The organism is Corynebacterium freiburgense (assembly GCF_030408815.1).
GTDB lineage: Bacteria > Actinomycetota > Actinomycetes > Mycobacteriales > Mycobacteriaceae > Corynebacterium > Corynebacterium freiburgense.
The window spans coordinates 238,762-265,274 of record NZ_CP047355.1 but is presented as its reverse complement, the minus strand read 5'-3'; the positions used below and the strand labels follow the sequence as shown (position 1 = coordinate 265,274).

General features: G+C 50.8%; 23 protein-coding genes and 1 pseudogene. 12 read left to right on the top strand and 12 right to left on the bottom strand.

Features of this window, described 5'->3' with window-relative positions; all coding sequences use genetic code 11:
- Window positions 1–24: 24 nt before the first annotated feature.
- The 5 genes from CFREI_RS01195 to CFREI_RS01175 all read right to left on the bottom strand — a co-directional run bounded on the left by CFREI_RS01195 (window position 25) and on the right by CFREI_RS01175 (window position 4,341).
- The gene (locus tag CFREI_RS01195; RefSeq protein ID WP_003402602.1) at window positions 25–126 is read right to left on the bottom strand and encodes a 30S ribosomal protein bS22; all 102 of its coding nucleotides are present in this window, start codon (window positions 124–126) and stop codon (window positions 25–27) included.
- 189 nt (window positions 127–315) lie between these two features.
- A complete protein-coding gene (locus CFREI_RS01190; protein ID WP_027012585.1) occupies window positions 316–507 on the bottom strand; it encodes a helix-turn-helix domain-containing protein in 192 nt (63 codons plus the stop codon).
- Between the two features lie 293 nt (window positions 508–800).
- The gene (gene proC / locus CFREI_RS01185) at window positions 801–1,634 is read right to left on the bottom strand and encodes a pyrroline-5-carboxylate reductase (protein WP_027012584.1); all 834 of its coding nucleotides are present in this window, start codon (window positions 1,632–1,634) and stop codon (window positions 801–803) included.
- 41 nt (window positions 1,635–1,675) lie between these two features.
- Entirely contained in the window at window positions 1,676–3,406 is a 1,731-nt protein-coding gene (locus CFREI_RS01180; RefSeq protein ID WP_027012583.1) for an Rv0497 family membrane protein, read from the bottom strand.
- A 5-nt stretch (window positions 3,407–3,411) separates the two neighbouring features.
- Window positions 3,412–4,341 (bottom strand): Ppx/GppA family phosphatase, encoded by a 930-nt coding sequence (locus CFREI_RS01175; protein ID WP_035111989.1) that lies wholly within the window; start codon window positions 4,339–4,341, stop codon window positions 3,412–3,414.
- A 34-nt stretch (window positions 4,342–4,375) separates the two neighbouring features.
- Here CFREI_RS01175 and CFREI_RS01170 point away from each other — a divergent pair, with 34 nt between their 5' ends.
- Complete coding sequence (locus CFREI_RS01170) at window positions 4,376–5,245, top strand: DUF3109 family protein (RefSeq protein WP_027012581.1); 870 nt, start codon at window positions 4,376–4,378, stop codon at window positions 5,243–5,245.
- 630 nt (window positions 5,246–5,875) lie between these two features.
- Here the strand turns inward: CFREI_RS01170 and CFREI_RS01165 are convergent.
- The 4 genes from CFREI_RS01165 to mshA all read right to left on the bottom strand — a co-directional run bounded on the left by CFREI_RS01165 (window position 5,876) and on the right by mshA (window position 9,867).
- Window positions 5,876–6,562 carry a winged helix-turn-helix domain-containing protein gene (locus CFREI_RS01165; RefSeq protein ID WP_027012579.1) on the bottom strand — a complete coding sequence of 229 codons (687 nt, stop codon included), beginning with the start codon at window positions 6,560–6,562 and terminating at the stop codon, window positions 5,876–5,878.
- Window positions 6,563–6,571: 9 nt separating this feature from the next.
- Complete coding sequence (locus CFREI_RS01160; RefSeq protein ID WP_084170733.1) at window positions 6,572–7,774, bottom strand: sensor histidine kinase; 1,203 nt, start codon at window positions 7,772–7,774, stop codon at window positions 6,572–6,574.
- A 2-nt stretch (window positions 7,775–7,776) separates the two neighbouring features.
- Window positions 7,777–8,523, bottom strand: coding sequence for a phosphoglyceromutase (locus CFREI_RS01155; protein ID WP_027012578.1), 747 nt, complete (start codon window positions 8,521–8,523; stop codon window positions 7,777–7,779).
- Between the two features lie 81 nt (window positions 8,524–8,604).
- Entirely contained in the window at window positions 8,605–9,867 is a 1,263-nt protein-coding gene (gene mshA / locus CFREI_RS01150; protein WP_027012577.1) for a D-inositol-3-phosphate glycosyltransferase, read from the bottom strand.
- Window positions 9,868–10,000: 133 nt separating this feature from the next.
- Here mshA and CFREI_RS01145 point away from each other — a divergent pair, with 133 nt between their 5' ends.
- From CFREI_RS01145 to CFREI_RS01100, 10 genes and pseudogenes are all read left to right on the top strand, one after another.
- Entirely contained in the window at window positions 10,001–11,710 is a 1,710-nt protein-coding gene (locus CFREI_RS01145) for a long-chain-fatty-acid--CoA ligase (RefSeq protein ID WP_027012576.1), read from the top strand.
- 51 nt (window positions 11,711–11,761) lie between these two features.
- The gene (locus tag CFREI_RS01140; RefSeq protein ID WP_035111988.1) at window positions 11,762–13,180 is read left to right on the top strand and encodes a DNA-3-methyladenine glycosylase 2 family protein; all 1,419 of its coding nucleotides are present in this window, start codon (window positions 11,762–11,764) and stop codon (window positions 13,178–13,180) included.
- The gene (locus tag CFREI_RS01135) at window positions 13,177–13,701 is read left to right on the top strand and encodes a methylated-DNA--[protein]-cysteine S-methyltransferase (RefSeq protein WP_027012575.1); all 525 of its coding nucleotides are present in this window, start codon (window positions 13,177–13,179) and stop codon (window positions 13,699–13,701) included. The genes CFREI_RS01140 and CFREI_RS01135 overlap by 4 nt, the downstream gene beginning before the upstream one ends.
- Window positions 13,702–14,379: 678 nt before the next feature.
- Window positions 14,380–15,696 carry an HNH endonuclease signature motif containing protein gene (locus tag CFREI_RS01130; RefSeq protein WP_027012574.1) on the top strand — a complete coding sequence of 439 codons (1,317 nt, stop codon included), beginning with the start codon at window positions 14,380–14,382 and terminating at the stop codon, window positions 15,694–15,696.
- 162 nt (window positions 15,697–15,858) lie between these two features.
- Window positions 15,859–16,551: pseudogene (locus CFREI_RS01125) on the top strand (type 1 glutamine amidotransferase domain-containing protein); the annotation flags it as partial.
- A gap of 42 nt (window positions 16,552–16,593) precedes the next feature.
- Window positions 16,594–17,805, top strand: coding sequence for an NADH:flavin oxidoreductase/NADH oxidase family protein (locus CFREI_RS01120; protein ID WP_435383908.1), 1,212 nt, complete (start codon window positions 16,594–16,596; stop codon window positions 17,803–17,805).
- Window positions 17,806–17,945: 140 nt separating this feature from the next.
- A complete protein-coding gene (locus tag CFREI_RS01115) occupies window positions 17,946–18,467 on the top strand; it encodes a methylated-DNA--[protein]-cysteine S-methyltransferase (RefSeq protein WP_035111987.1) in 522 nt (173 codons plus the stop codon).
- Between the two features lie 167 nt (window positions 18,468–18,634).
- Window positions 18,635–20,326, top strand: coding sequence for an ABC-ATPase domain-containing protein (locus CFREI_RS01110; RefSeq protein ID WP_035112095.1), 1,692 nt, complete (start codon window positions 18,635–18,637; stop codon window positions 20,324–20,326).
- Between the two features lie 19 nt (window positions 20,327–20,345).
- Window positions 20,346–21,134 (top strand): DUF1963 domain-containing protein, encoded by a 789-nt coding sequence (locus tag CFREI_RS01105; protein WP_027012571.1) that lies wholly within the window; start codon window positions 20,346–20,348, stop codon window positions 21,132–21,134.
- Complete coding sequence (locus CFREI_RS01100) at window positions 21,134–21,703, top strand: immunity 22 family protein (RefSeq protein ID WP_027012570.1); 570 nt, start codon at window positions 21,134–21,136, stop codon at window positions 21,701–21,703. Before CFREI_RS01105 ends, CFREI_RS01100 begins: the two co-directional genes overlap by 1 nt.
- Here CFREI_RS01100 and CFREI_RS01095 read toward each other — a convergent pair.
- Window positions 21,659–22,264, bottom strand: a complete 606-nt coding sequence (locus CFREI_RS01095; protein WP_169719149.1) for a DUF3267 domain-containing protein — start codon at window positions 22,262–22,264, stop codon at window positions 21,659–21,661. The two genes, CFREI_RS01100 and CFREI_RS01095, sit on opposite strands and share 45 nt — an antisense overlap.
- Window positions 22,265–22,690: 426 nt before the next feature.
- On the opposite strand from CFREI_RS01095, the gene CFREI_RS01090 reads away from it, so the two are divergent.
- Window positions 22,691–23,149 carry a hypothetical protein gene (locus CFREI_RS01090; RefSeq protein WP_027012568.1) on the top strand — a complete coding sequence of 153 codons (459 nt, stop codon included), beginning with the start codon at window positions 22,691–22,693 and terminating at the stop codon, window positions 23,147–23,149.
- A 249-nt stretch (window positions 23,150–23,398) separates the two neighbouring features.
- Here the strand turns inward: CFREI_RS01090 and CFREI_RS01085 are convergent, their stop codons facing one another.
- Together CFREI_RS01085 and CFREI_RS01080 are read right to left on the bottom strand one after the other, a co-directional pair.
- Window positions 23,399–24,268, bottom strand: a complete 870-nt coding sequence (locus CFREI_RS01085) for a cutinase family protein (protein ID WP_027012567.1) — start codon at window positions 24,266–24,268, stop codon at window positions 23,399–23,401.
- 1,131 nt (window positions 24,269–25,399) lie between these two features.
- Window positions 25,400–26,500 carry a UDP-N-acetylmuramate dehydrogenase gene (locus CFREI_RS01080; RefSeq protein ID WP_027012565.1) on the bottom strand — a complete coding sequence of 367 codons (1,101 nt, stop codon included), beginning with the start codon at window positions 26,498–26,500 and terminating at the stop codon, window positions 25,400–25,402.
- Window positions 26,501–26,513 lie beyond the last annotated feature (13 nt).

Sequence of the window (26,513 nt, the reverse complement as noted above, 5' to 3'; positions counted from 1 at the left end):
TGGGAAAATCCCAAGGCGATTCTTTTATTTGCCGAGTTTCCGTCGCTGAACACGAGTACGGCGCAGCAACTTACGGTGCTTTTTCTTGGACATGCGCTTGCGGCGCTTCTTAATGACAGAACCCATGGGGTTTCCCTCACTTCAAAATCGGTGATGTACGTACTGACCTGCCAGCGAACGCCAAAGTGCACTCTCGGCTGAACATAAGAAAACTCACGTTCCTCGGCGCTGACACGAATGTCCACAATCTTACAGTTTGATATAGCTGTGGAACAAAAGAACCCGGTCTTTAGAGACGGGGACGTGGGGCGCCGTCTAGCCTACGTTGTAGTAAGACGAGTCCAAGTATTCATTCACCGCGTTCTCATGGACGCGGAATGAGCGGCCCACGCGTACTGCCGGCAACTCGCCGGAGTGGACCAAACGGTACACCGTCATCTTGGAAACTCGCATAATCTCTGCGACCTCAGCAACGGTCAGGAACGTTCCATTATCTTCATGTGCCATATTCATTCAACCCTTCAGCAAGTGCGTGCTGCAGGCTTCCCCTCCTGCAGAACAACTGGTCACGCGCGTGCTTAAAACAGCCTACCGTGAATCTTGTGACTGTTGCGACACGCTTCGTCACAATTGTTATCAAGTGCACCATGCTTCACAGCAAACCCGCTGGTTACACGTGTACTGGGAAAAAGTCTCAACCACTACTTGATTCCCCCGCTCGCTAACCCCTTTCGGGGCAACGAAGCTGAAATATACCTCTGAGACTTAGTTGATTTGCTAATAAATAACGCTGGCTTGTTTTAACTATCGTCATCCGCTGTACGGGTCCGCCCAAGCTCCTTTGAGCGCAATGCGCAAGCCTCGGTGGCGTCGTAAAACGCGCTTCGAAGACCAAATGCCTCAAGCTTTCGAATAGCCGCAACGGTCGTCCCTCCGGGCGAACTTACATCCGCCCTTAATTCGGCAGGCTCGCGGCCAGTTTCTTTAAGCATAGTCGCGGCACCATATAGCGCACCGATGGTCAGCTCACGCGACATAGCCCGAGTAAGACCCAAACTTACTCCGGCGTCAATCATAGCTTCCGCAACAAGGAAAGCATATGCCGGGGACGAGCCAGAAAGGGCCGTTACCGCGTCCATATCCGTCTCAGCCACAACTACAACTGTGCCAACACTTTCCAGCAGTTCGCAGACGTGTTCGAGGTTTTCTTCGCTTACAAACCTGCCTGATGCAAGGGCACTGACGCCCTGTCGCACCAGCATCGGTGTATTTGGCATAACACGAATCACCGGCGTGCCTACCGGCACCGCATCCTCTAAACTGCGCAGCGTAATACCGCTCGCCATTGAAATGACTGTGGTATCGCCTTCATTATTGTCCACTACATCAGAAACTTCATTCAGTACATGTAGGGTATCTTTTGGTTTGACGCATAGAAATACATAGTCGGCGCCGTCTGCAGCCTGAACATTATCCGTGAAATCAACAACCCCATACGTTTCTTGGAGGTACTTTCCACGTTCTGGATCTGGGTTGGTTACCGCAATATCCTTTGGGGGGACGCCACCTGCGATAAGCCCCGCAAGAAGCGCCTCACCGATTTTACCGACGCCGATTACTGCAATTCTGGTCATGATGTATACCATGCCATGTTGCAGTCATCGGCGCACCCGGTTTATAAACCAGCAACCGCCATTGGGCCAAAGGTCATCGCTAGTCCAGCAAGGCCAGCGAGTCCCATAGATAGGAAGTCACGTTCCGTACGAAGCGCGTGAACTATGCCGACAATGCCACCGGTAACCGCCAATGCTAGAAGGCTCACTGCCCACTTTGGCAGGCTGGACCAAAGCATTTCAAAACCAAGGAATAAGGCTACGCCCACAATAATTGCCAGGAGTGTCATACCCGCAATGGCAATAAATGAGATCTTGCCTTCTTTTTCCCGTGCTTCCACCTTGACAGGCAGCGGCTTTGCCTCCGGAATACCATTTGGATCTGGGATCGGGGTTTCCACTGCAGGCTGCACCTGAGTTTCCGTAGCCGACGCCGGACCTGGTGTCGGACTAGGCCCGGGTGTTCGGCTTGGGCCGGGAATATCTGATGGGCTTGCAGCTTTGCTCTTGCGATCGCGCTTTTTGGATTCCTTGATATTGGCTTGACCACCCATAGGGATCACCGAGGCAAGGTCGGGGCGCTCAATATTTGACTCATCAACCGCTTCAGTAGCGTAGGAGTCTTCTTGCTCGTCTTCCACCACAGGCATTTGTGTGGTTTCTTCAGCATGCGGCGCGGTACTTGCCGACGCCCCCGAAGACGACGCCGCAGCAGCCGCAGCCTGGTCTGGAGTAATTGCCTCAAAGGCCCCAGTAGTAAGCCGCACCGGATCATTTTCATTAATTACGCTAATGACCATGGTCTTATCAGTGCTTGGCGTGGATGCAGCGGCAGCACCTGGCACCTGTGATTCTTCGGCAATGTCTTCAGGTTCCGGCTCAGGCTGTGATACTGGCTCAGGTTGCAACCATGGTGGAGTTTCCTCAGCAAAGGAATCCTGATACTCAGCATCGTCAGCGGCGTCCGTGGAACCTATCATCCATGGCGGAATATCATCATCCTGCTTGGCTGCAGCTTCCTCTTCAGCCTCAGTAATAATCCACGGTGGAGTTTCCTCATATTCGCGAGACTGCTCAGCCTTTTGCTTTTCCTTTTCCTCTAAAGCAGCGGCAAGCCATGGAGGTGTTTCCTCTTCCTCTTCTTCTTGCAGCGCGCTTGGCTCAGGTGTAGTGATCAGCCACGGAGGTGTTTCCTCTTCCTCTTCCGGGCTGGCTGTGCTTGAGGTCATCCATGGCGGAGTGTCATCTTCTTGAAGATCCGTTGTGGTTTCTTCTTCTGGCAAAGATGTGGAGAGCCACGGAGGAGTGTCAGAGTATTCGGACGTGTATTCCGGAGACTCTGATGCTTCTTCGGTGCCGTCCGATATTGATGAAGTATCGGTCATCCACGGTGGCGTATCTGAACTATCAGTATCAAATGAGGAATCTACTGATGGTTTTGGTTCCGCCAACTTTGCGGTTGCGGAGGCTACCGATCCTGCCGTAGTGACTGCACCAACTGAAGAGCCATGGTCCTGCGGTGTTGAGGTTTCCGTTGACTCAGCAGATTTCGAAGCCTCCTTTTCCTTTGCAGCCGAAGGTTTTGGCTGCCGCGGGAACGGGGCGTCGATAGGCTCGGCGCTGTGGCGAGAATCAGAAGGTACTGCCTTAACAACAGGGATCGAGCCGGTCAACTCCGCAACAGACACACCGCCTTCTTCTAGGCTGCGGCGACGACGGCGCGGAGCCTCAACGCGACCTTCTTTTGCAGCGCGCTCCATCAATTCGGCGACGGTGAGTTGCTTTTCACTCATGATTTCTAGTCCAATCCCTTGTCGATACGGCGCAAAATAACGCCTTCACGCAATGCCCAAGGACAAATTTGTAGTTGTTCCAAACCTAATGCCCGCATAGCCGCTTCCGCCACCAGAGCACCTGCGACAATCTGGTGAGAACGGTCGGCACTCACACCCTCAAGTTCTGCGCGATCAGCAGCAGTCATGCGGGAAATAAAAGCTATGAGCTGGCGTAAGCCCGGTGCTGTAAGAGTGCGAGTCACTCGCGGCCCAGCGGATGACGGTGCGGCACCCGTAAGCCTTGCTAACGTACGAAAAGTTTTAGAAGTACCCACGGCAAGATCACTCGTACCGCAAGCACGGATTACTCGAGCCGGTTCCACTAATTCGGCATCGATATAATCCCGGAGAACATTGACCTTTGTGCGCTCTGGCGGATCAGTATCAAACCACTGATGGGTAAGCCGTCCAGCGCCGAGGTCAAGTGAGAATGCGGCGTCAGGTTCTTCATCAGTCCCTGTGGAAAGCTCAAGTGATCCACCACCAATATCTAGGTTAGTGATGCGGCCTGCGGACCAACCATACCAACGGCGAACCGCAAGGAACGTGAGGCGGGCTTCGTCTTTGCCTGAGAGGACCTCAAGCCGAATACCCGTATCTGCTTCAACCGAGTCTAAGATCGCTTCACTATTAGCAGCAGAGCGGATCGCAGACGTCGCAAAGGGCATAAGGTCCCCACAACCGAGAGTCTCGGCAAGATCCTTTGCTTCTGCTACGGCCTTGATCAGCTTCTTCCTTCCTTTCTCATCGATGGCTCCGTCTCCGTCAAGGTGTTCCACTAACCGCAGGCTAGTTTTCCAATCACTCATCGGAGTCGGGTGTCCGCCTTGGCGGGCATCCACAGCCACTAAGTGAACCGTGTTGCTGCCCACATCCAATACACCTAATCTCACACGACTAAGGTTAGACGGTCTACCGTTACCAAGTGTGAATCGCCGCTCAATTAATCTTGGTTTTCCTTCAAGGTCCCCAGCCGCTGCTTCAATTCGATCTGGAGCTGAATTACCACCAGACTTTCCGCGCGACTGGTTTGAATTTACCAATCCCGACGACCCACTGCATATATTCTCTTGTGATTTAACATGGTTAGAATCCCATTGGCGTTGTGGATTTAGCACAACTTGCCAAGGTATCGATGCTTCTAATCATACTGTGGGTTGTTGCATCCATGGCGCATTTATTTGTGATGAAGAAGACCGTGAACAACTTGCCGACGCCGCGCAACGCATGCCCGCACGCTTCTGGCAGCACCGCCCAGACAACACAGAAACATGGGATGACCTGGAGCCTTGGCTGGAATGGGACGAGCTCGATGATGATGAAGGCAACCCGGAACCAGCCTTAAAAACAATTCTTGTCGACGGCGCGTGCATTTTTGCCAACCGGGAAAACTGGCCGACAGGCGCTGGTTGCGCCCTCCACCAATGGGCTATTTCCGCAGGTGAAGAGCTTACTGTGGTGAAACCTGAGGTATGCTGGCAGCTGCCACTGCGAAGGCTTGAAGCCTATGAAGAACGCCCAGATGGAGTAGAAATACTACGCACAACAATTACCGAATATAACCGTCGAGGCTGGGGAAATGGTGGTGAAGATTTTGATTGGTATTGCACCACAGCACCGGCGTGTCATAACTCCCCAGATCCCATCTGGATCACCCATGAGCAGGAATTACGCACCCTGATGGGCGATTCCGCATACGAAGTCCTAGTAGCTCACTGCAAGAAACGGGCAACAATACAAGACAAAAGTGCATTTGCAATACATCCCGCAACTCAGGCAAATCTCAAAAATTCATAAGGATTATATATATTGACTACAAAACATTAGTAGAATGCTCGCAATCTTCATGGAATTACCGCCTTCCAAAAAAATTCAAAAGCCAATATTTTAACAAATTCCAAAAATTTGACCGAAAGCACGAATCGTAAATACATTTTTCGCTTTTTAAAAATAGAAATAAGGTTTACTCCCGTGCATCCAATATAAAAATTGAACACCGAATGAGGAACGCAATATCCAAAAACAATGACCTCTCCTAAATAAAAATAGCAAAGGTGCAGCACTATCCCTGAGCTGTGGACATGACCACCACAAGCCCCCGTTGAGAAGCGCTTTCAGCTAAATCTACGACATGTGACAATCTCAGAAAATTCCATGGAATACCCCCTAACTCCGCATGGCAACATTTCAGCTATGACAATGTATGGCACGCTACCTGCCACCTTTACGCTGCGAATTTTCATTTTAATGCCAGAATTAATAAAAGACCCCCAAAGCTGACATCTATGTCCTTTTTGGCTTTCCCATTGCGCTAGGATTCGCCCGCCAAACTTCCCCAGAAACCTTAAAGAACCCTCATGGAAGTGGCACAAAATTTAATTTCGCACCACTTATTTACTGGGGATTTCCATGCCTTCCATGTGAAGTCTACGGCTCAAACTTATATCCCAAACCCCGAACTGTAATAAGATGCTGTGGGTTCGAAGGTTCCTTTTCAATCTTCGAACGCAGGCGTTTTACGTGCACATCTAGAGTTTTCGTATCACCGACGTAATCTGCACCCCAAACCCTGTCAATCAGTTGACTGCGGGTAAGCACACGGCCGGCATTTCGCAGTAAATATTCCAGAAGATCAAACTCTTTTAGGGGGAGGTTTACGGGGGTACCCGCAACGGCGACGGTGTGTCGCTCAACATCCATCCTTACCCTTCCAGCATGAAGCACATCGCTAGAAACTTGCTCAGGTTCGCTCTCCCCACCTCGGCGCAGCACAGCCCGAATGCGAGCAATTAACTCTCGCGAAGAGTACGGCTTTGTTACATAATCATCTGCACCAAGTTCCAAGCCCACAACTTTATCGATCTCCGAATCACGCGCCGTGACCATAATCACAGGAACACTTGATACTGCACGCAATTGCTTACAGACTTCAGTCCCCGACATACCAGGCAGCATTAAATCGAGAAGCACAATGTCAATGTCGTGGGCTTCGAACTCTACGAGAGCCTGGGGACCGTCCGCAGCCATCACCACGTCAAAGCCTTCTTTGCCTAAGAGGAAAGCAAGCGGCTCCGCTAAAGATTCTTCATCTTCAACGAGCAGAATTCTTGTCATAGCAATCCTTTAGCCTGGTTCTGGAAGCGTAAGATCTTCACCGAGATCATTGCCCATTATAGTCCGGGATTCTGGCTGGTAGAGCGGGAGTTCAAGGGTAAAAGTCGAACCAAAACCGAGCCGCGACCATAACGAAATCTGACCACCGTGGTTAGCGGCTACATGCTTTACAATCGCTAAGCCGAGACCAGTGCCACCAGTGGAACGAGACCGCGCTTTATCCACACGGAAGAAGCGCTCAAAAACGCGCTTCTGGTCTTCAGGGGCAATGCCGATTCCTCTATCTGCCACCCGGATAAATACCGTATCGTCATCGACTAGCTCCTGACTCACTTTTACCGGGCTGGACTGCGGAGAGTAATTCACCGCATTTCCAATCAGGTTAGCTACCGCGGTCACCAGGAGGTTCTTATCACCATTCACTTGCAATCCGCCAGGTTTATCACGCGTCATTTCAATATTGGCGTTTTCTGCGGCGAGTTGGTTTCGTGCCATGGCTTCATCGATAATTTCATCGACATAGACGGGTTCCATATTGGGTAACGCTTCCGCACCCTGCAGCTTTGATAGGGAGATAAGCTCAGTGATCATATCGGCCATTCGGTGCGCCTCTTTCATAAGGCGAGTACTGAAATGCTCGACAGTCTCAGGGTCGTCTTTTGATTCAATAAGAGCTTCGGCGAGGAGGGCCATCCCGCCAACAGGAGTTTTGAGCTCGTGTGAGACATTAGCCACAAAATCCCGGCGCGCGGATTCCATACGCACATTTTCGGATTCATCGGTCGCATATACAATGACAAATCGCGAATCCACTAGTGTCAGCGGTTTAATCACAGCCCGTACCGCAATAACTGGCGTTGTTCCTCTGCGCCGCGGAAGCTCCATAGACAATTCTCGGGTTTCCTGGTCCTCATAAACCTTGGAAGCTTCGACCCAGACGTCGGGATTAATAGTGCGCTCATGCACAATGCCCATATCGTGTGCCCGGGCATTGGAAAGAATAACGTCACTATTGCGATCAACTACGGTAACTCCCGTTGGGGAACCTTGCACTGCAAGGTGTAGCACCTGGCTCACGGTATTAACGCGATTATCAGCCAGGGTTGCCGCCTTTCGGCGGCGAAGAATGCGCCGCCGGATCCCTCGTAGGAGCCAGCGGTACAAAGCCCAGGCAATGGCTGTACACGCCACGCCAAGGAGGAAATACAGCACGTTTACTTTTGGCCTTGAGCAGCTACGGCTGCGGCGCCAGCAGCAGCGGCCTCTGGGTCAAGGTAGGTGCCACCGGGGTTAAGGACCTTACCCTCAGCATCGAGTTCGTATACCAACGGAATTCCTGTAGGGATATTCAGGTTTGCAATATCTTCATCAGAAATACCATCGAGGTGCTTGACTAGGGCACGCAGTGAGTTACCGTGGGCGGCAATCAGTACGGTTTCCCCACCAAGCACGCGTGGCAGAATTTCTGCCTCATAGTAAGGAATAAAACGCTTTACTACATCCAACAAACATTCAGTATTTGGAACCTTGTCCAAATGTGCGTAGCGGGGATCGTGTGCCTGGCTGTATTCGCTATCGTCTTCCAGCGGTGGTGGTGGCGTGTCGTAGGAACGACGCCACGCCATAAACTGATCGTCGCCGTACTTTTCTTTGGTTTCTGCTTTATTTAAACCTTGCAGTGCACCATAGTGGCGTTCATTAAGGCGCCAATCGCGAACCACAGGGATCCACAATAAATCTGCCGCATCAAGAGCAATGTGTGCAGTGGCAATAGCCCGACGCTGCAACGAGGTGTATACAACATCAGGAAGAATATTGGCTTCGCGCAGGAGTTCGCCGCCGCGCTTCGCTTCGGCTTCGCCTTTTTCCGTCAGGGCAACGTCAACCCAACCAGTGAACTGGTTGGAAGCATTCCATTCGCTCTGACCATGGCGGAGGAGAATTAACTTTCCAGTAGTCATGTCTTCGATTCTGCCACTTCCCGCCCGTGCACGTTGGGTATAGGTGCCACCTTGCGGAAGGCGCGGTCGTCGAAAAGCATATTAAGTGCGGCCACACCGATCGTAGTGAGCATCTACAGAATCGCTAACTACCTGGGTATAGCAGGATACTAAATTGCTGGCGGTACTAGACCATGAGAATTGCCGAGCATGGTCTACTGCGTCCTCACCCATGCGAATGCGGGTGTCATTATCGTCGAGGAGTTGGGCCAATGCATCCGCCCAATCAAGTGGATCATGGGACTCCACTAACAACCCCGTCTCCCCCTCAGCCACCGCTATTGGCAATCCGCCTACACGTGCGGCAACTACAGGAGTTCCGCTAGCTTGAGCTTCAATTGCAACTAACCCAAATGTTTCGTTATAACTAGGCACCGCCACAATATCCGCAGCGCGATATAAGGTCACCAGTTCTTCTGGTGGCCGCGGATCCAAGAACCGAATCCTCCGCGCCACGCCCAATTCTCGTGCCAGCTCCTGATAGGTTTCTGGTGTGGCATGTTGCCCGGAAGGCCCGCCGCAAATAATTACCCGTAAATTACGGTTTGGATCCCGCCGAAAAAGCTCCGCTGTTGCCTTAATAAGCACCTGGGGACCCTTAAATGTTTGCAAACGCCCAACAAATAACACAACCTTGGCGTCCAAAGGAATACCTAGTTCACGGCGTGAAAACTCAGTAGCGCGATCATTCCCAGGATGAAAAAGATCGATATTCGCACCAGGTTGCACAACAGTGATTTTTTCTGCCACTGCATCATAGTGATACTGCAGTTCAAGGGCTTCCTCTTGGGTATTTACTACTAGTGCATCAGCATGATCCACGAGTTGTTGTTCACAAATACGTCGTGCTTCGGTCTCGGGAGTATCGTCTTCAGCACGATAGGCATTTTTCACGGCCGCTAAGGTATGGGCTGTATGCACGAGCGGTATCTGCCATACATCACGGAGCAACCACCCCACCTGACCTGACAACCAATAATGCGAATGTAATGCGTCATAGGTCAATTGATGATGCCGGGCATACACCAAAACACCACCCGCAAACGCTGCAAGCTGAGTAGGTAATTCCTCTTTATCTAAACCCTCGTAAGGGCCGGAGGCTATATTAATCACCCGGAAATTCGGTGCTACATGCACCACTTCCCCTTGGCTTGGACGAGTAGCACGTGTATATACATCCACTTGCACGCCTTGACGGGCTAACTCGCAGGCCGTAGAAAATATATATACATTCATACCGCCAGCATCGCCAGTACCGGGTTGTTGTAATGGAGAGGTATGCATGGAAATCATCGCTATACGCATGTTTTTTAAGTGTAGTTGTGTCTCCACGCCCTACCCTGCCGCGACGTGCACAATAAGCTCATGGTAAGACTGAATTAATCTTATTGAAGTTACGCCTGGGTAACTTGCCAGGCTTTATGAAGGGACACGGTACATGTCAGCAACAGAGACAAAGGCCTGGCTCGAACACTATGCGGAGTGGACACCCCACTCCCTTGACTACGGCGAAACCACCCTCCTAGATATTTACGATAACAACCTCGCCGTCAACGCTGACAAAAACGCCACCTATTTTTTTGGCAGGACCCAAACCTATGCCGAAATGGACCGCCAGGTTCGCAGCGCAGCTGCAGGACTTAAAGCATTTGGTGTTCGCCCAGGTGACCGTGTGGCTATTATGTTGCCAAACTGTCCCCAGCACCTTATTGCTTTCTATGCAGTACTTAAACTTGGTGCCACCGTGGTGGAACATAACCCACTCTATACCGCCCATGAGCTCGAACACCCGTTTGCGGATCATGGTGCACGGGTGGCAATTTGTTGGGACAAAGCAGCCCCTGTACTTGAACGGCTTCGTGATACCACCGATCTTGAGACAATTGTATCTGTCAATATGATTATGGCGATGCCGCGCACCAAACAACTTGCGTTAAAACTCCCTATCCCTTCCATTAGGAAAACACGTGCGAAACTTACAGCGCCTGCTCCTAATACTGTTCCGTGGGAAACTCTTCTCAGCGGGGCCATTGGCGGCGATGGCCACGACATTACCTCTCACGAGGACGTTACGCGGGATAGTATCGCCCTGATTTTGTACACCTCGGGTACCACGGGCACCCCTAAAGGCGCTCAGTTAAGCCACGGCAACCTTTTTGCAAACCTGCTTCAAGGTAAGGCTTGGGTACCAGGCCTAGGCGAGCAAAACGAACGCATGCTCGGCGCACTCCCCATGTTCCACGCCTACGGCCTCACAATGGTGGCCACCCTTGGCATATATGTTGGTGCAGAAATTATGCTCCTACCAGCGCCGGACCTTAAGCTCATTATGGAAATAATGAAAAAGCGCACCCCCACCTGGGTTCCAGGCGTGCCAACGCTCTATGAAAAGATTGTCGACGCCGCGCTCGAACAAGGCATTGACGTAACCGGCGTTCGCAATGCATTTTCAGGTGCCTCCACCTTGCCAGTACGTACCGTTGAACGTTGGGAAAGCATTACCGGCGGGCTACTCGTTGAAGGCTACGGCCTCACCGAAACCTCTCCGATTATTGTTGGCAATCCTATGACTCAGAGTCGCCGACCTGGCTATGTTGGTGTTCCCTTCCCCGATACCGAGGTTCGTATTGCTAATCCCGAAAATCTCGACGAAACCCAAGATGATGGCGTAGAGGGTGAAGTACTGGTTCGCGGACCGCAAGTATTTAAAGGGTACCTTAATCAACCCGAAGCCACCGAAGCATCCTTCCACGATGGCTGGTATCGCACAGGCGACGTTGGTGTTATGGAAGAAGACGGTTTTATCCGCCTTGTTGCCCGTATTAAAGAAGTAATTATTACTGGTGGCTTTAATGTCTACCCCGCCGAAGTGGAAGATGTACTCACCGGGCACCCGGATATTGAAGACTGTGCAGTAGTAGGTCTCCCCCGTGAAGACGGATCCGAAAACGTGGTCGCCGCAATTACCCTGGTAGAAGGTGCCGCTATGGATCCCGACGCTCTAAAGCAATATTGCCGAGGCTTGCTCACCCGATACAAAGTTCCACGCACTTTCTATCACTTTGAAGAAATGCCGCGCGACCAGCTCGGCAAAATCCGACGCCGCGAAGTCCAAGCTCAATTAATTCAACGCTACGGCAAGAAGTAAGTGTCCGATTTCCGCCAGCACGCCACGTAGCATCATGCTTACACTGGCCGCATGCAGCAGGATTCATGTTTTCGCCAACGCTATGCGGCGATTCAGGCACGCGACGCTAGGTTCGACGGCCTGTTCTACACTGGCGTCCGCTCAACGGGCATTTATTGCCGCCCCTCCTGCCCAGCCCGCACACCAAAACCCGAAAACGTCACCTTCTTCCGCACCGCCGCCGCAGCACAAGAAGCCGGTTTTCGAGCATGTAAGCGATGCGTACCCAATGCATTGCCGGGCTTTCCGGGCTCTGGCACGGCAGCCCGAGCGCTACGACTTATTACCGAAGGTGTTGTCGATTCCGAAGGCGTTTCCGGGCTCGCCGCTCGCCTCGGCTATTCATCGCGGCAGCTCCATCGCATCCTGGTTTCCGAGTATGGCGCGGGCACGCTCGCATTAGCACGTGCACACCGCGCCGAAGTAGCCCGCACGCTGATTACCAGCACAGACCTTCCGCTTAGCGACGTCGCGTTCGCCTCCGGGTTCGGCTCCGTTCGGCAATTCAACGACACCATGCGTATCACGTTTGGCTCCTGCCCCAGCGATATGAAACGCGGCGCATCAAGCGCACTGAATATCGAACTTGCGGTACGGCAGCCCTTTGATGCTGTCGGATTATTGGAGTTCTTGGCTGCTCGCGCGATTCCTGGTGTTGAGGTCGTAGATGTTTTCGGACGGCGTTACGCGCGTACCGTTGCCTTGCCCGGCGGACCTGGCGCGATAGAAATTTCGATCACTAAAGATGGACGGATCCTGGCTGGCCTTGAACTCGCAAATCTTTCCGACGCCTCTGCCGCCATCGCCTGCATCCGCCGCATGTTCGATTTGGACGCCGACCCGATGGCCGTCGATAAGCACTTGGGCGAGTTGGCCAGCATTCCGGGCATCCGCGTTCCCGGTGCCGCATCCGCGCACGAAATGCTGATGCGGGCGCTGGTAGGGCAGCAAATATCGGTGGCGGCAGCGCGAAAACACCTGTCCAGGCTGGCGATGGTAGCCGGGACGAAATACTCCTCGCGTTTTAATGGATTATCGCACTGCTTTCCCACGCCAGCACAAATTATTGCCGCTATCCCCGATCCTGAGTCCTTGAATCCCGATCGGGCGTTGCGGTTACCTCGTCAATCTGTACGGGCAGTGATTGCAGCCATGCAAGCATTCGAAGATGGAGAACTCCGCATCGATAGCAATGACTTATTCGAACAACTTATCGCTTTGCCGCGGGTTGGCACATGGACGGCTCGGTACTTTATGATGCGAACACTCAACGACCCCGACAGTTGGCCTGAAGGCGACGTTGCCCTACTCGCTGGGGCGCGCAACCTTGGCTTCATATACGAAAACGACCATAAACGGCTCGCACAAATCGCCGAACAATGGGCACCGTGGCGATCCTACGCAGCCATGCACATCTGGAGGCAAGCATGACCACCGCATACTTTGACACCGTTGAAACACCAGACGGCCCCTTTACCGTAATCCTCCTAGAAGGCGAGGTGATTGCTGCTGGCTGGACCACCGACACCGACGATTTACTCTCACGCGTACACCCCGAACTGAAACCCACTGACCTCCGCCACGATACGGAAATCGTGCGTCCTGTTTCACTTGCGATCAAATACTATTACGACGGCAACCACGATGCGACACTCACGATTCCTATACACCAGAAATCAGGAGCATTTATTGAACGATGTTGGAGCGAACTACGCGCTGTGCCCGCAGGAACCACGGTCTCTTACTCAGACCTTGCCGCTTCCGCAGGAAACCCCCGAGCCGCACGGGCAGCAGCCAGCGCCTGCGCCAATAACGCCATAGCATTATTAATACCGTGCCATCGGGTACTGCCGAAAAATGGTTCTACCGGCGGTTTTCTCTATGGGCCGGAGCTAAAAGATAGCCTACTCAAGCGGGAGAACCCGCTGGGTGGGGCCGGAGAAGAAGACTGAGAACTATCTGGTGGTTTATCTAGTGACCACTCGGGGCCATTGTGAACAGCGAGACTATTGAGACTGATACGGTAAGCGCTGCTACATGATCCCTTTTTTAACAAAGGGCTTGGTCTATGCATTTGTGGCAGTGGAGATAAAAATGTAACCAGCTCAAGAGGGTGATCCTATCAAAGGCCTAGAAAAGGCAGCCCCGGAAAAATCTTTTAACCTTAGTCCACATTGCCTCCGATCGGCGAGTTCAGGGATACTCAAGCCAGCGCCCGCAAAACCCAAACGCCGTAAATCAAAGATCAACCTAGACCCCTGAACAAGTTCACAAACACCCCTGTTTGGGTGCATTTTGTACGCAATTTATTTGCCGATTCTAAGCCTTTAAGATGCGAGTTTAATGATTTTTAATCAGATGCACATGATTACAGCAAGGGTGATACTACTACACATGACCTTTAGGCAGTGTGGTTACTTGGCGGACAGCAGGCTTCGAACGGAAGATGAGTAGCGGCCGGCAAATAGTGGGCTATACATGCCGATACAGCAATGCACGGCACGCCGTGCTCAGTTTAATTTCGGCCATTGACCTGCGGCTTTACCCTTGCTGTAGGAGTGCCCTCAAGGTAGAATGAATGCTATAAGGTTCGGTTGGGGCAATAAGCATGACAGGTGGTGGGAGTATCCGTGGACGTAGCATATTTCCGTGTTCAAGCTGAGGATAACCTCACAGGCCGGCGAACCAGGATGCTTAATATCGAAGAATTCGAGTTTTACCGTTATCATGTCGAAACTGTTGAATTCGATCGAATTGACCTGGGAAAACTTGTTGCCCAACTACAAGCTGACGGGGTAGTTGCCTCGCGACGCACGATCAGGTTGATGTTGGGGTTTGTGCACCGGCTAGCCTGCCATTTTCCGAATCTCGCAAAAATCGCATTCAAACAAGGACTTATTAGCGTGCCTATGGCGTGCGCGATGGAAGCGGAATTGCAGGATTTGCCAGCTGTTCCGGATGCCGATTTGGTGGCGCAGATGGAAACGGTATTGGTGCGAGCGCTCACCCCAAAACGTTGCAGCCAGCACCTTCCCTCACCTCGCGCACTACGAAAACTACTGCAATGTGAATTGCAGGACACCGGCACTATTGGCACCCCGGTTGGACGCCCAGATTTTCGGTGTGCAAAAAGCACGCAACCTGGGATGTGGACGGTAAGCGCCGAGGTGGATGCCACCGCAGCAGCAATGATAAACCGGCACGTACAGGCCGTCGCAAATGCAGAACACATTCCCGAGGTGGACGCTTTTATTCGCCTGCTAACCGGGGAAGCAGAAGCCACAAGCGTCACAATCTTTGGTGTCGGCCACGCTGCACCCGAAGCAACCATCATTGTTGATGAACTCGCCGGGACCGGCAAAGCTGACACAACGCTAGACACCCAACGTTTACAGCAAATGCGGATCCGCTACCGAAATATCTTCGAGTACGCAGGAATCTGCCGAGATGTGCACGACCCCAGCCCCATCCTGCAAGCACTGGTCCGATTCCGCGACGGCCACTGCCGATACCCCGGATGCATGATCCCCGCCGAACGATGCGACATCGACCATGTAATCAACTTTGAAGCTGGTGGTTGGACATGCTTGGCAAATCTACAATGCTTATGCCGGCACCACCACAATATGAAAACCGACCGCAAACTCCGCGCCCACATCACCCCGAACGGGCATGTGAGCTGGGAAGACACCGACCCCAGAATTGGCAAAAGCCAACGGAACCTAGGAATCACACTTCCCGAAGGCCCACTAGCCGGGCTATGCGGACTACCAATGCCGCCAAGACACTCCGGGAAAACCCCAGAAGACGACAACACAACCCCACCGATCCGACACGGAATGGGGCGCTTTGGCAACACCTTCGACCAATACAACGCCCACATCCATGACTTACGAAACCTCCATCGCACGCCCCCCCCAGATCAACCGCCCAAACCACCCTTGTAACCCACAAACGAAAACCAGCCCCAAAACCCAAGGTTGCGGGGCCCAATAACCACACCCAAAAACGATTGAGTGACGTGGATTAAACAAGCTCTGAACTTGATCGCTCGAAGACGATCGCATATCACCGCCCCGCGCGAAACATGAAATCAATAGGATGGTGCAATGACTTCAGTACTATTTGTAGTTTCCGCCGCAGATTCATGGACTCTTTCAGATGAAACCAAGCATCCTACGGGCTATTGGGCCGAAGAGCTTGCAGAGCCCCACCGACTTTTTAGCGCCGCTGGCTGGAAAATTACAATAGCCAGCCCTGGCGGAAAAACGCCAACACTCGACCAATTAAGCCTAGGGATAGCCGGTGGATCTAAAGCCAAGCGCGCAGCAGTGAAATCATACTTGGATTCCATTGAATCGGAGCTATTGCATCCGACTCCACTTGAAGAAGTCAATGAACAAGAGTTTGACCTCGTGTTCTATCCCGGCGGCCACGGCCCCATGGAAGACCTCGCCGTTGATGAAACTTCCGGCGCATTACTGACTCGCCGACTACAATCCGGCGAACCCCTTGCTTTATTATGCCACGCTCCGGCGGCTATTCTTGCAGCTAAAAACCCTGATGGATCTTCACCATTCGCAGGCTATAAAGTAACTGCTTTTTCAAATGTAGAAGAACGCCTGAATAGCTTTGCTTGGAAGGCACCTTGGTTCCTGGAAGATAAGTTGCTGGAAACGGGGTTGATATATCAAAAGAATCTATTACCATTGCGGCCTTTTGTTGTAGTGGACCGTAACCTGTATACAGGGCAGAATCCAGCTTCAGCGGAAACCCTCGCCGAACGGCTTATTACTGATATTTCCGCCAAGAACAAGCCCGAAAAAATATTTGAACCACTAGAGTTGCGTCATGGAAAGCCACTCCGGAATCGCATTGCCAAAGCCGCAATGGAAGAAAACCTGGGCGGTGAAGAGCACCTTCCCAATCCGCGACTATTCCAGCTGTATGAAACTTGGTCTCGCGGCGGCGTTGGGCTAATTATTACCGGCAATGTCATGGTAGATGCTCGCGCATTAACAAATCCAGGGGCTGTTATTTTAGACAACCAAGCACCATTAGAACCTTTCCGCGAATGGGCTGCGGCCGCGCACAGTGGCGGCGCCCAAGTGTGGATGCAAATTAGTCACCCGGGAAGGCAAATTGGACGCGGTATGCCCGGCATTAAGATCGCGCCCTCCGCCGTGCCCCTGGATATGGGCCAGCATTCCAAGCGTTTTGATATGCCGAAGGAAATGACCCAAGCGGAAATTGAAGATGTAATCGAACGCTTTGTTATTACTGCAACACGAGCCGCCGAGGCTGATTTTGATGGTGTGGAATTACACGCCGCCCACGGCTACCTTCTCTCCCAGTTCCTTTCTCCGCTAACTAATCTCCGCGCCGATGAATGGGGCGGCGAACTGCAAGGACGCAGCAAATTACTACGTGAAATTGTCTCCCGAACCCGCGCTGCAGTCCCCGAAAATTTCGCCATTGGTGTGAAAATAAACTCCGCTGATTTCCAACGCGGCGGCTTCGACGTTGCGGACGCCTCGGTTGTAGTACAAATGCTCGGTGATCTGGGTGTGGATATGGTTGAGATTTCTGGCGGAAGCTATGAAAGCCCGGCAATGCAGGGGTACACACGCGACCAGCGAACCCTGGATCGTGAGGCCTATTTCCTTACATTCGCAGAGGAGATTAACAAGGTCGCACCTATGCCACTCATGGTGACCGGTGGCATCACACGCCGACACACAGCCGAACGCGTAATCGATGCTGGGATCGCAATGGTCGGCATTGGTACTGCCCTATCCGTTATGCCCGACCTGCCAAATCGATGGCGCAATGCGGAAACAATGGCCCCGGCACTTGCCGAGCCTAAGTTTAAAGACAAAGGAATTGCCTCACTAGCAAAAATGGCTCAAGTACAGTATCAACTGCAGCGAGTTGCCGATGGAAAGCAGCCTCGGCCGCAAACCTCCCCCACTCGGATTTTATTGGAAAGCCAACTCCAAGAGCGCAAAGCTTTAAAGGCATATAAGGAGTGGCTCGCTCGGCGAGAAAACGCCTAACAGTCTTGATATTCGGCCAAGGCGAAACGCCGAAGCGTAGATAAAGAACACCCTATTTTAGGGGTGTTACACTAGAAGGCCGGCATGGAAGCCGGACGTTTACCAAACATGTATTCCACTTCACGTCTCTGGAGGAACGCTTGACCACTGCATACTACAGCTCCACCAAAACCCCTGACGGTCCTTTTACGGTGATCGTTGCAAATCGAAAGGTACTCGCATCCGGATGGACCGACGACCATACGGCACTGCAGGAACAGATTCACAAACAGCTTCGACCCAAACATCTTGTGCACTCCGATATTGTTACGGCTTCGGTATTAGGCGCCGTTGAGCAGTACTATGCCGGCAATTTCGAAGTAATTGAACAGGTGCCCGTACAGCAGCAATCAGGTGATTTTTTGGAGGCAGCGTGGGATGCACTGCGCACAGTACCTGCGGGAACAACGATTTCCTATAGTGAGCTCGCCGAGCGCGCAGGTAGCCCAGATGCGGTTCAGCCGGCAGCTTCGGCATGCGAACACAATGCCACTCTGCTATTTATTCCCTGCCACCGCGCAGTTAAAAGTAGCGGCGAAACTGGCGCTTTCCGCTATGGCACGGATCTGAAAGAACGTTTGCTTGATCGAGAAACCAAAGCAAAAGTTTCTGCGAACGCATAACCTAATCTATGTACTGTTTTTATGTTTTAATACTTAAAAATTCGGTCATCACACAAATATGCGTTACGACGTCACGGTGGTGAGCATTGCAGAAAAGCTTGCTCGCGCATCGCGTATTTGATCATTATTACAAAGATTTACGCGCTGCTGCGAGTACCATTACCTGCATGCCCCACCATTCACATCGTAATGATTCAAATTCTCACCTGGCCCGTTCACTACATAATCTTGATGGCAAAAACTATGGTGCATATAAAAGCCTCCGTGGCTCATATCCAATAGCAGATGACATCACACTATCTATTGACCGCGTGCAATCTGACCCCTATGCACCACCTTCATTAATGCGCGTTATTGTGGACCGCCAGGCCGCAGAAATACCCGAACACCTGGTCAATGATAGCGAGGGGCGCATCGCAACTGCCGACTTTCTTACGCGTGCATTCGCACACGCTGCGGCCGATTTTAAAAGAATTAGTATTGGCCGTTTCGGTCAGGCAATTCTAGAACGTACAAGCATCAAATTTACCGAGAATACAATCGAAGCCCGAATCACCGTTGCACTACCCGCAAATGGCCGCCGAATTCGCGGCCGCGAAGCATCCCATCTGCTTACGGTTGCATTACCGCAAATCGTTGAACAAAGTCTTTTTTTCCATAATCTTGATCATGAAAAACTTGCCGAACAGGTAACACTTTTCCGGGACCAAGAATGGCTACGCAGGCAGCTTATTGAGCAAAAACTCATTGCGTTTATTGGCAATGACGCTATCCTGCCACGTGAATCCGGGGATTCAGATCTTCCCCTGCAGGAAGGCGCAATTCCATTCAAATCGCCAGCATCCTTAGAAACTCAATTCAAACTTCCGAGTGGACAAACCATTACTGGTATGGCCATTCCTGAAGGCATTACCGTAATTATCGGTGGTGGCTTCCATGGAAAATCCACACTTCTTCGCGCCATCGAACAGGGCGTCTATTCACATATTGCTAATGACGGCCGCGAATGGGTAATTACCCGAAATGATGCTGCCGCAATCCGCTCCGAAGACGGACGCGCAGTAACCGGGGTAGATATTTCAACATTTATAAACAATCTCCCCTCCGGCGCAAACACACACAACTTCTATACAACCAACGCTTCAGGATCAACTTCCCAGGCAGCAAATGTAGTTGAAGCCATCGAGGCAGGCGCAACCGCACTCCTGATTGATGAAGATACGTCGGCAACAAACTTTATGATTCGCGACGAGCTTATGCAGCAACTCATCCCCGATACCAGCGAACCAATCACCCCATTTGTGCAGCGTATACGCCCTTTATTTAACTCACTTGGCGTATCCACCATTCTTGTAGCGGGGGGCTCTGGCGCATTTTTTGAAGTTGCCGACCTCGTTATCGCCATGGACGCCTATATCCCCACTGATGTCACCGCCAAAGCTCACACTCTGGCCGACAAACAGCCCGCAGCAAACGAGCCGCAGATAGGCAAAATCGAAAACAGGATCCCACTGAGCCTTGACGCTCCCGGCAAAACAAAGCCCGCAAAAGCCTTAGGCAAACACGAAATCCGCTATGGAAAAGAAGCAATTCACCTCGGCGCACTCACACAGATTATCGACGCCGCGCAAACTGCAGGCCTTGCACATGCCCTAGATTGCGTCGCCGAAATGTGCGACGGCGGGACTTTACGCGAACTGGTAGACGATCTTTGCGCCGATATGGATGATTTCGGTTTGGAAATGCTCTCCCCGCATCGGGAACACCCAGGGCTTTACGCACGCCCCCGACGCCACGAAATTATGGCTGCGGTTAATCGTTTCCGGCTGCTGAAACTTCAAAAAGAATCAGAAAACTAGCTCGGTTACACTGGCAATCGTGCACCACTCCCCTGCTGAAATCTACAAGCCCCCTTTAGGCAATGTGCCCGAGAACTACATCACCGTATTAGAAGCACATCGCCGTCGAATCCTTGTGCTTACGCCAACACCGGTACACTCAGACAGCAAGACTTGCGAGCATATTTCAGCAAGTGGCAGCCGCCTTGGCGGGCCAGCACTTATTTCCCCTCAGTATCCATGGCCCGCCGATAGCAATGGTGTACCAATGTTGCACCTTGCCCAGCTGAACTTAAACACATTGCCAAAACTCCCAAAGGAATCGAGTTTTCCCCAAAGCGGACTCCTGCAGTTTTTTATAGCCGACTCCCCGCACCAAAGCTGCCACGTCCGATTACTCCCCACCACAGAAATCCCAGAAGGCCACCTTGAGTGGTCCTCTGCTAATACCGTTCAGCTATTTGAAAACGGGTTTTTTACACTCCAAGGACGGCTCTGCGACCAACCGCCAAATTACACCGATAGCAATTTCGAACTCATCAAAATGCCATTCGAGCAAACGAGGCCGACTAGGCGAAAGCTCGAACGAATTCACGCACGCCAACTTGGGGGCATTTTCTTTGGGCCTGGTTGGGGATCATTCCTTCAAGGCGACCCCCGCACCCCTGGGAGTGATCAACAAATGTTTTTTCAAATCGACTCAATCGAAAAAACCGATGGTGTTTCGCTTATGCTTGGCGACACTGGAATCGGACACTTCTTTATTTCAGCTCGTGACCTGAAATTGGGAAACTTCTCCAATGTCACCCTTCACGCGGAAAGCTGCTAATGGATAAATCCGAAACGATTATTGCGTTTATTTCAACGAGCAGACAAACGCGTGCCACACGTTATGCAACTGAGCTAATACATACACTCACTCCCCTAACACGCGACATGGTTCTCGCCATAAACCCAAAATTCGACAACTGGGAGCAACTCATTCTCCTTGCTAAAAGCACCAATTATCCATTAGCAGCCTGGGACTTCCCGGAACCCGCACCTGCAGTCGTTTCAATTTGGGCGGGCACGTACGCAAGCGAAGAAGAATTTTACGAATATACAGAATTAAGCTACTCCGAATGTGGTGCTCAATCTGATTTTCTTACCAAATTCAGGCTCGAAGACATCGACGAGGATTTCATGGAAATTATTACCTCTCCGGAGCCACAAGTACTAGAACACCTTTTAGCGGGAACATCCTATTTTGATGAATTCCAACATGCCTTAACAAAACAGAAATCCAAACACAATTACAATTGCGCAATCCTGCTCTACCACTATAAATACACAGGCGAAAGGGTAAAAGATACGTCAGTTGACTTTATTGGCACCTTCTCCTGGGACACCCTCCGATAAAGCCGGATGAAACCGCACCCCATCTCTAAGATCTTCAACACGGGTGCCTGCCGGAGTACGAAGTGTTCGACCAACCAAAAAGAAATCCCCAATAGCACCACCGAAAACAAATGAAGCAGGCAATACAAGCCAACCACTACCGGGAAAATCAACAACAATCCACAAAGCCGGAAGGATTGTGAGCACAATTGCTGGAAGAAGTGCGATATAAATAAATCCTGCTTTTGAGAAAATCGCACCCGGGGCGGTGCAGTAGAAAGCCGGCAGCACTTTTCCAAGCATAAGTGCACCGTATTTTGGTTTATGTCCAAGAGTTCGAATGGCAAACCCATGAAGCAACTCGTGCACAATCACTAGCGCAAGCGACAGAACGAACAGTATCACTACACTTAAAACCAATTGCACTGGGTCAAAAACCAATGAGACGCCTTGCGCACGGTTCATCGAATACAAAAACATAAGACCAAAGAACGCTGCAATCGTGAGCACTAGGCCCACAAGATTCATCCAAAATGCCATTCGACGATCCGGAACCCATTCGCACACTGAACGCTCATCCATGGTTCCGAGCATACCCAAACCAAACCTACAGCTGGACGGAAGATTACTAGGGTTCAAAGCGGCATCCCAACCGTGACCAATACTGCACTTGATTAAAGCTTGGGCATGTTTTTAAAGCTCTCTCATTTCGTGCAGAAATCCATACAACGCTGGTTGGTAGGTATGGAACTTTTGCCCTATATGTTCACAACCTCAACGGCCATAAAAGCCCACGCAAGAACTCTTATCTACCGAAAAAGCAAAATCGAACTTTTAAATGAAAGAAAAGTCATGCATATATTAGCATTATTATTTAATTTGTGACATGCATCAAATTAACTTGTAATATTAAAAGCTTTCGCGCCATTCTTAATGCAGATGCTGTCAAACTTTGTGAGCCATACTCCCGTGACGGCACATTAATCGTAAATAATCCCTAATCTTGATATGAAGAATATTGCAAAACTCTTGGCCGTTATTTCGAGCATGGCAGCATTGACTGGGTGTTTTTCAAACATTGACCAGGACTTAGCCGAAGTGATTCTTACTCGCGATAGTTTTAAACTGAACGAAGTGTTTGACTCCCCTATTGAGAAAGCTTATGTGTTTTGTGAATACACCTATGTTCCACATGCCACTGAACTAGGATTCGACGAGTCCGATTTCTACGACATTGACCACCATCCGAGTATTTGGGAAACCCACACCGGTATTGGCGTGCTTTTTACCGACGGCACAAAGCCTTATGTCGAATGGTTCTCTCCCAAAAAAATAGATGCCTGCACCCATAGAAACGACTCTCAAAGGGAACTATCACCCGACCAGACAATCCAAGTAGAAGAAACCATGGCTGAGTTTGTTAATGAACCAGAGCCAGTACGCATTAAAATCCTGATCTACGAATAAACAACGATCACCGGCAAGGACCTAAGGTATGCAGTTACATACCTTAGGTCCCTTAGCCTTTGCACTACACGCCCCTTCCCTGGCGTGTTGAAGATCGTTTCAATCTTAATTTTCATCATCGTTTTCAGGCGCGATCAAGGAAGCACACATTAGATATCCATGATTGCTTTCTGCTCGCTTGGCAGAAAGCTTATTAGAACAAGCATCAAAACCCCATGTCGGCCGAAACTCACCAGCGTTGTGCCAAAGTTAATTAGTTTTCGCTGTTTCTACCCACTGCGCGACCATGTCGGCCGCCGCTTCGTCATTGCTGTCGTAGGGTAATTCGGGGTCAAAGTAGGAAAGATGCATATCGATGCCCCCTGAGACATCCGCCGAGGTGTCGCATACAAAGTCATTGCGTTTGCAGTACTCGTATCGCGGTGCGATTTGCTGTGGTGGCGCGCTTGATAGTGCGAATAGTCCTCCGGAGTGTTGTGGTTGCCCTGCATCTGCATGGCCTAGTTTTAATTCTGGGTTTCCAAGCATGAGTGAACCAATGAGTTTTCCTTCTTGGGCAAGTTGTTCTTCGTATGGCTGCAGTACCATTGCCCCTTGGGAGTAGCCGACTAATATAATGCCGGGGTCGCATCCTTGCTGGTTGTGCTCGGCATTCATTGCTTTAGGTATGGTATTTTCGCCATCGAAGACTGAGCGCAGGAAGCTCATAAATGGTTCTATAACTGTGCTTATTGAGCCTTGTTCCAGAATAAGTCGCGTGGCTGCGGTAAATCTGTCTTCGTTTTCGGCTGGATGTATGACTTCTTGGGGTAGTTCGGGCTCTGCTCGGTATGCGCCTTCTGATACTCCGGTTACAGCTACTTCATCAAAAACTTCGATGCCGTGGCGTTGTTCCATGTAGCGGAAAAATCGGCTTAGGGTATCGCCTTCAAAGCCGTTGCTTTGGGCGTCTCCGTATTGTTGCGGCCCGACACTGTCTTCCATTGTCCCGCGTGTGGCGACGATTTCCACGGCCGGGCACTCTCCCGCTTCTTGCGCTCCTGCATATGGCACGCTCACCACCATGCTTATCGACGCCGCGACCCCAATTGCTTGCCCAAAGTTTCGGGTTGCTCTCATATACCTCTCCCTTGTTTAGACATCCCTCATGCCTGCTTAGGTTTTGGCCATATACTGAGCATACAACTGTTTTCGTCACAGTACCCCGACTGAAAAATACAATAATTGCCCGACCATAACGGAACTTGCCAGTTAATGTCTCATTAATGAGAACAAATGCTCACAACGCAATCATTATATTGTGGCAATAGTCACTGTAATTAGCATACTTGCTGGTCGAAATAAATTTTGCAGGCTGATTTACTGATATAGAACGAACTATTTGGATAAAAACATTGAACTTTTTGGATTTTTATACCTAAAGTGGACACACCACTTCCGCCGAGAGTTAAATAGCTCGCATCAACTTCTAGGAGTCGACTTGCAGCTTCGTAAGCTATTCAAACTCTCCCTCACACGCTCCTTTTCCACATTCCTCTCATTTACAACTACAGGAGTGAACTCAGCCAAACTAAAAACAACGAAACTTTCGAAGGAGTTGATGGATTGTCTCAAAGCAGGGTATCCACCTTGCAAGGCGGTTACATTTAAGATCGAATATAACGTTGACAGAATGGGCAAATTCCAGCCGCCTACAGTCGCGCGACACAGGACAAAAAGCTTGCCAAAGGTGGGCACCGCCGTTGACCTGGGTCAATGCTTAAAGGCGTAACATATATTTGAATTGGTGGGAACCATGAAAATAAAAAACTTTTTTGGATTTATTATTGGATCACTTGGTATAATTTGTTCGTTAATCGCACTTGGAATGGGTTCAATAGACTCAGACTTTACCATTCTCGGCCCCACACTATTATTTTTTCCATCTGCAGTCTTGTCTGCATTTGGAGTATTGAAAAGAAAAGTGAAAACCTAAATCACGATGGCAACTAGCTGTAATTTTAGCCCGTGATTTTTTAATTTCCAGCACATCACTGTGCCATGGTTTTATGGTTCACTCTTCAAACTTTAATAGAAATCCGCACTCCCATACTTTTAACAAAGAGCTCTCACTTTTGAAGAGCTCTAATGCCTATATCCAAAACAAAAACTACGAAATATTACTGCTTGGAACCACCAAGCTTAAATGTAGTGTTTACACCTTAGTATTCACCCTAAGGATGTCCACTCGATGATACGGCCACCCAGGAACTAGATTTCCACCCCAATCCACACGGGTTCGGGTTCTAGTTTCACACCAAATACTTGATGTACACCATGGCAAATATCCCTTGCCAGCTCCACTAGATCGTTTGTGGTTGCGTTACCGCGATTTGTCAGCGCCAAAGTATGTTTCGTGGACAATCGAGCTGCGGCGCTTTCACCTGGATAGCCCTTGGTATAACCGGCCTTATCAATTAGCCAAGCTGCAGAAAGCTTCCAACCTCCATCAACTTCAAAACAAGGCATACCTTCCGCAACACCAAGCCTCTCCGCTACGGAACGCACCTGCGAAACGGATTCTGCGGACACAATTGGATTTGTAAAAAAGGATCCGGCAGACCAGGTGTCATGGTCGGTTGGTTCATAGACCATGCCCTTGCCTTTCCGTAAGGCAAGCACAGCTTCACGAACCTGTCCCGCTGAAACACGTGCACCAGCTTGGGCATCCAATACTCGAACTAGTTCACCAAAACGCAAAGGTGCACTGAGACCATCCACATTTAGGGCTAATTCCACTTCCAGCACCACAGCTCGGCCAGTGAACTTTAAATTAGAATATCTATACGATAATTCAAGGGCACTAGCATCCACCCATTCATCAACACCACGTTTACGATCCCACAGATGTACTCGGGTTAGAACGTCGGAAATTTCTACACCATAGGCTCCGACGTTTTGTACGGGTGTAGCGCCTGCAGAGCCTGGAATTCCAGACAGGCATTCGATACCCCCAAGACCTGATTCAACGGTTAGCGATACAACGTCATCCCAAACTGCACCGGCTTCGGCTCGGACGATTCCGGTAGAGCGATCGATTGTAATGGTGTCACATTCTAGGATTACGGCAACAAGATTAATCTCACCATCCGCAATAACCAGGTTTGAGCCTCCGCCGACGATTAACTGCGGTACCCCCGCGGCGTCGAGAAGCGAAACTGTGTTTGCTGCCGCAGTAATGGTCGCGCAGCGCACAGCAAGTGCTGGTTTCCCACCAAGATGGAGTGTGGTGAGCTGGGCAAATGTGGCATCTGGGTCCAGGGTAGCGTCGGGTATTGCGGCGAGTTGCTCGGCTAGCGATGAATGAATCACGCCTCTAACGGTA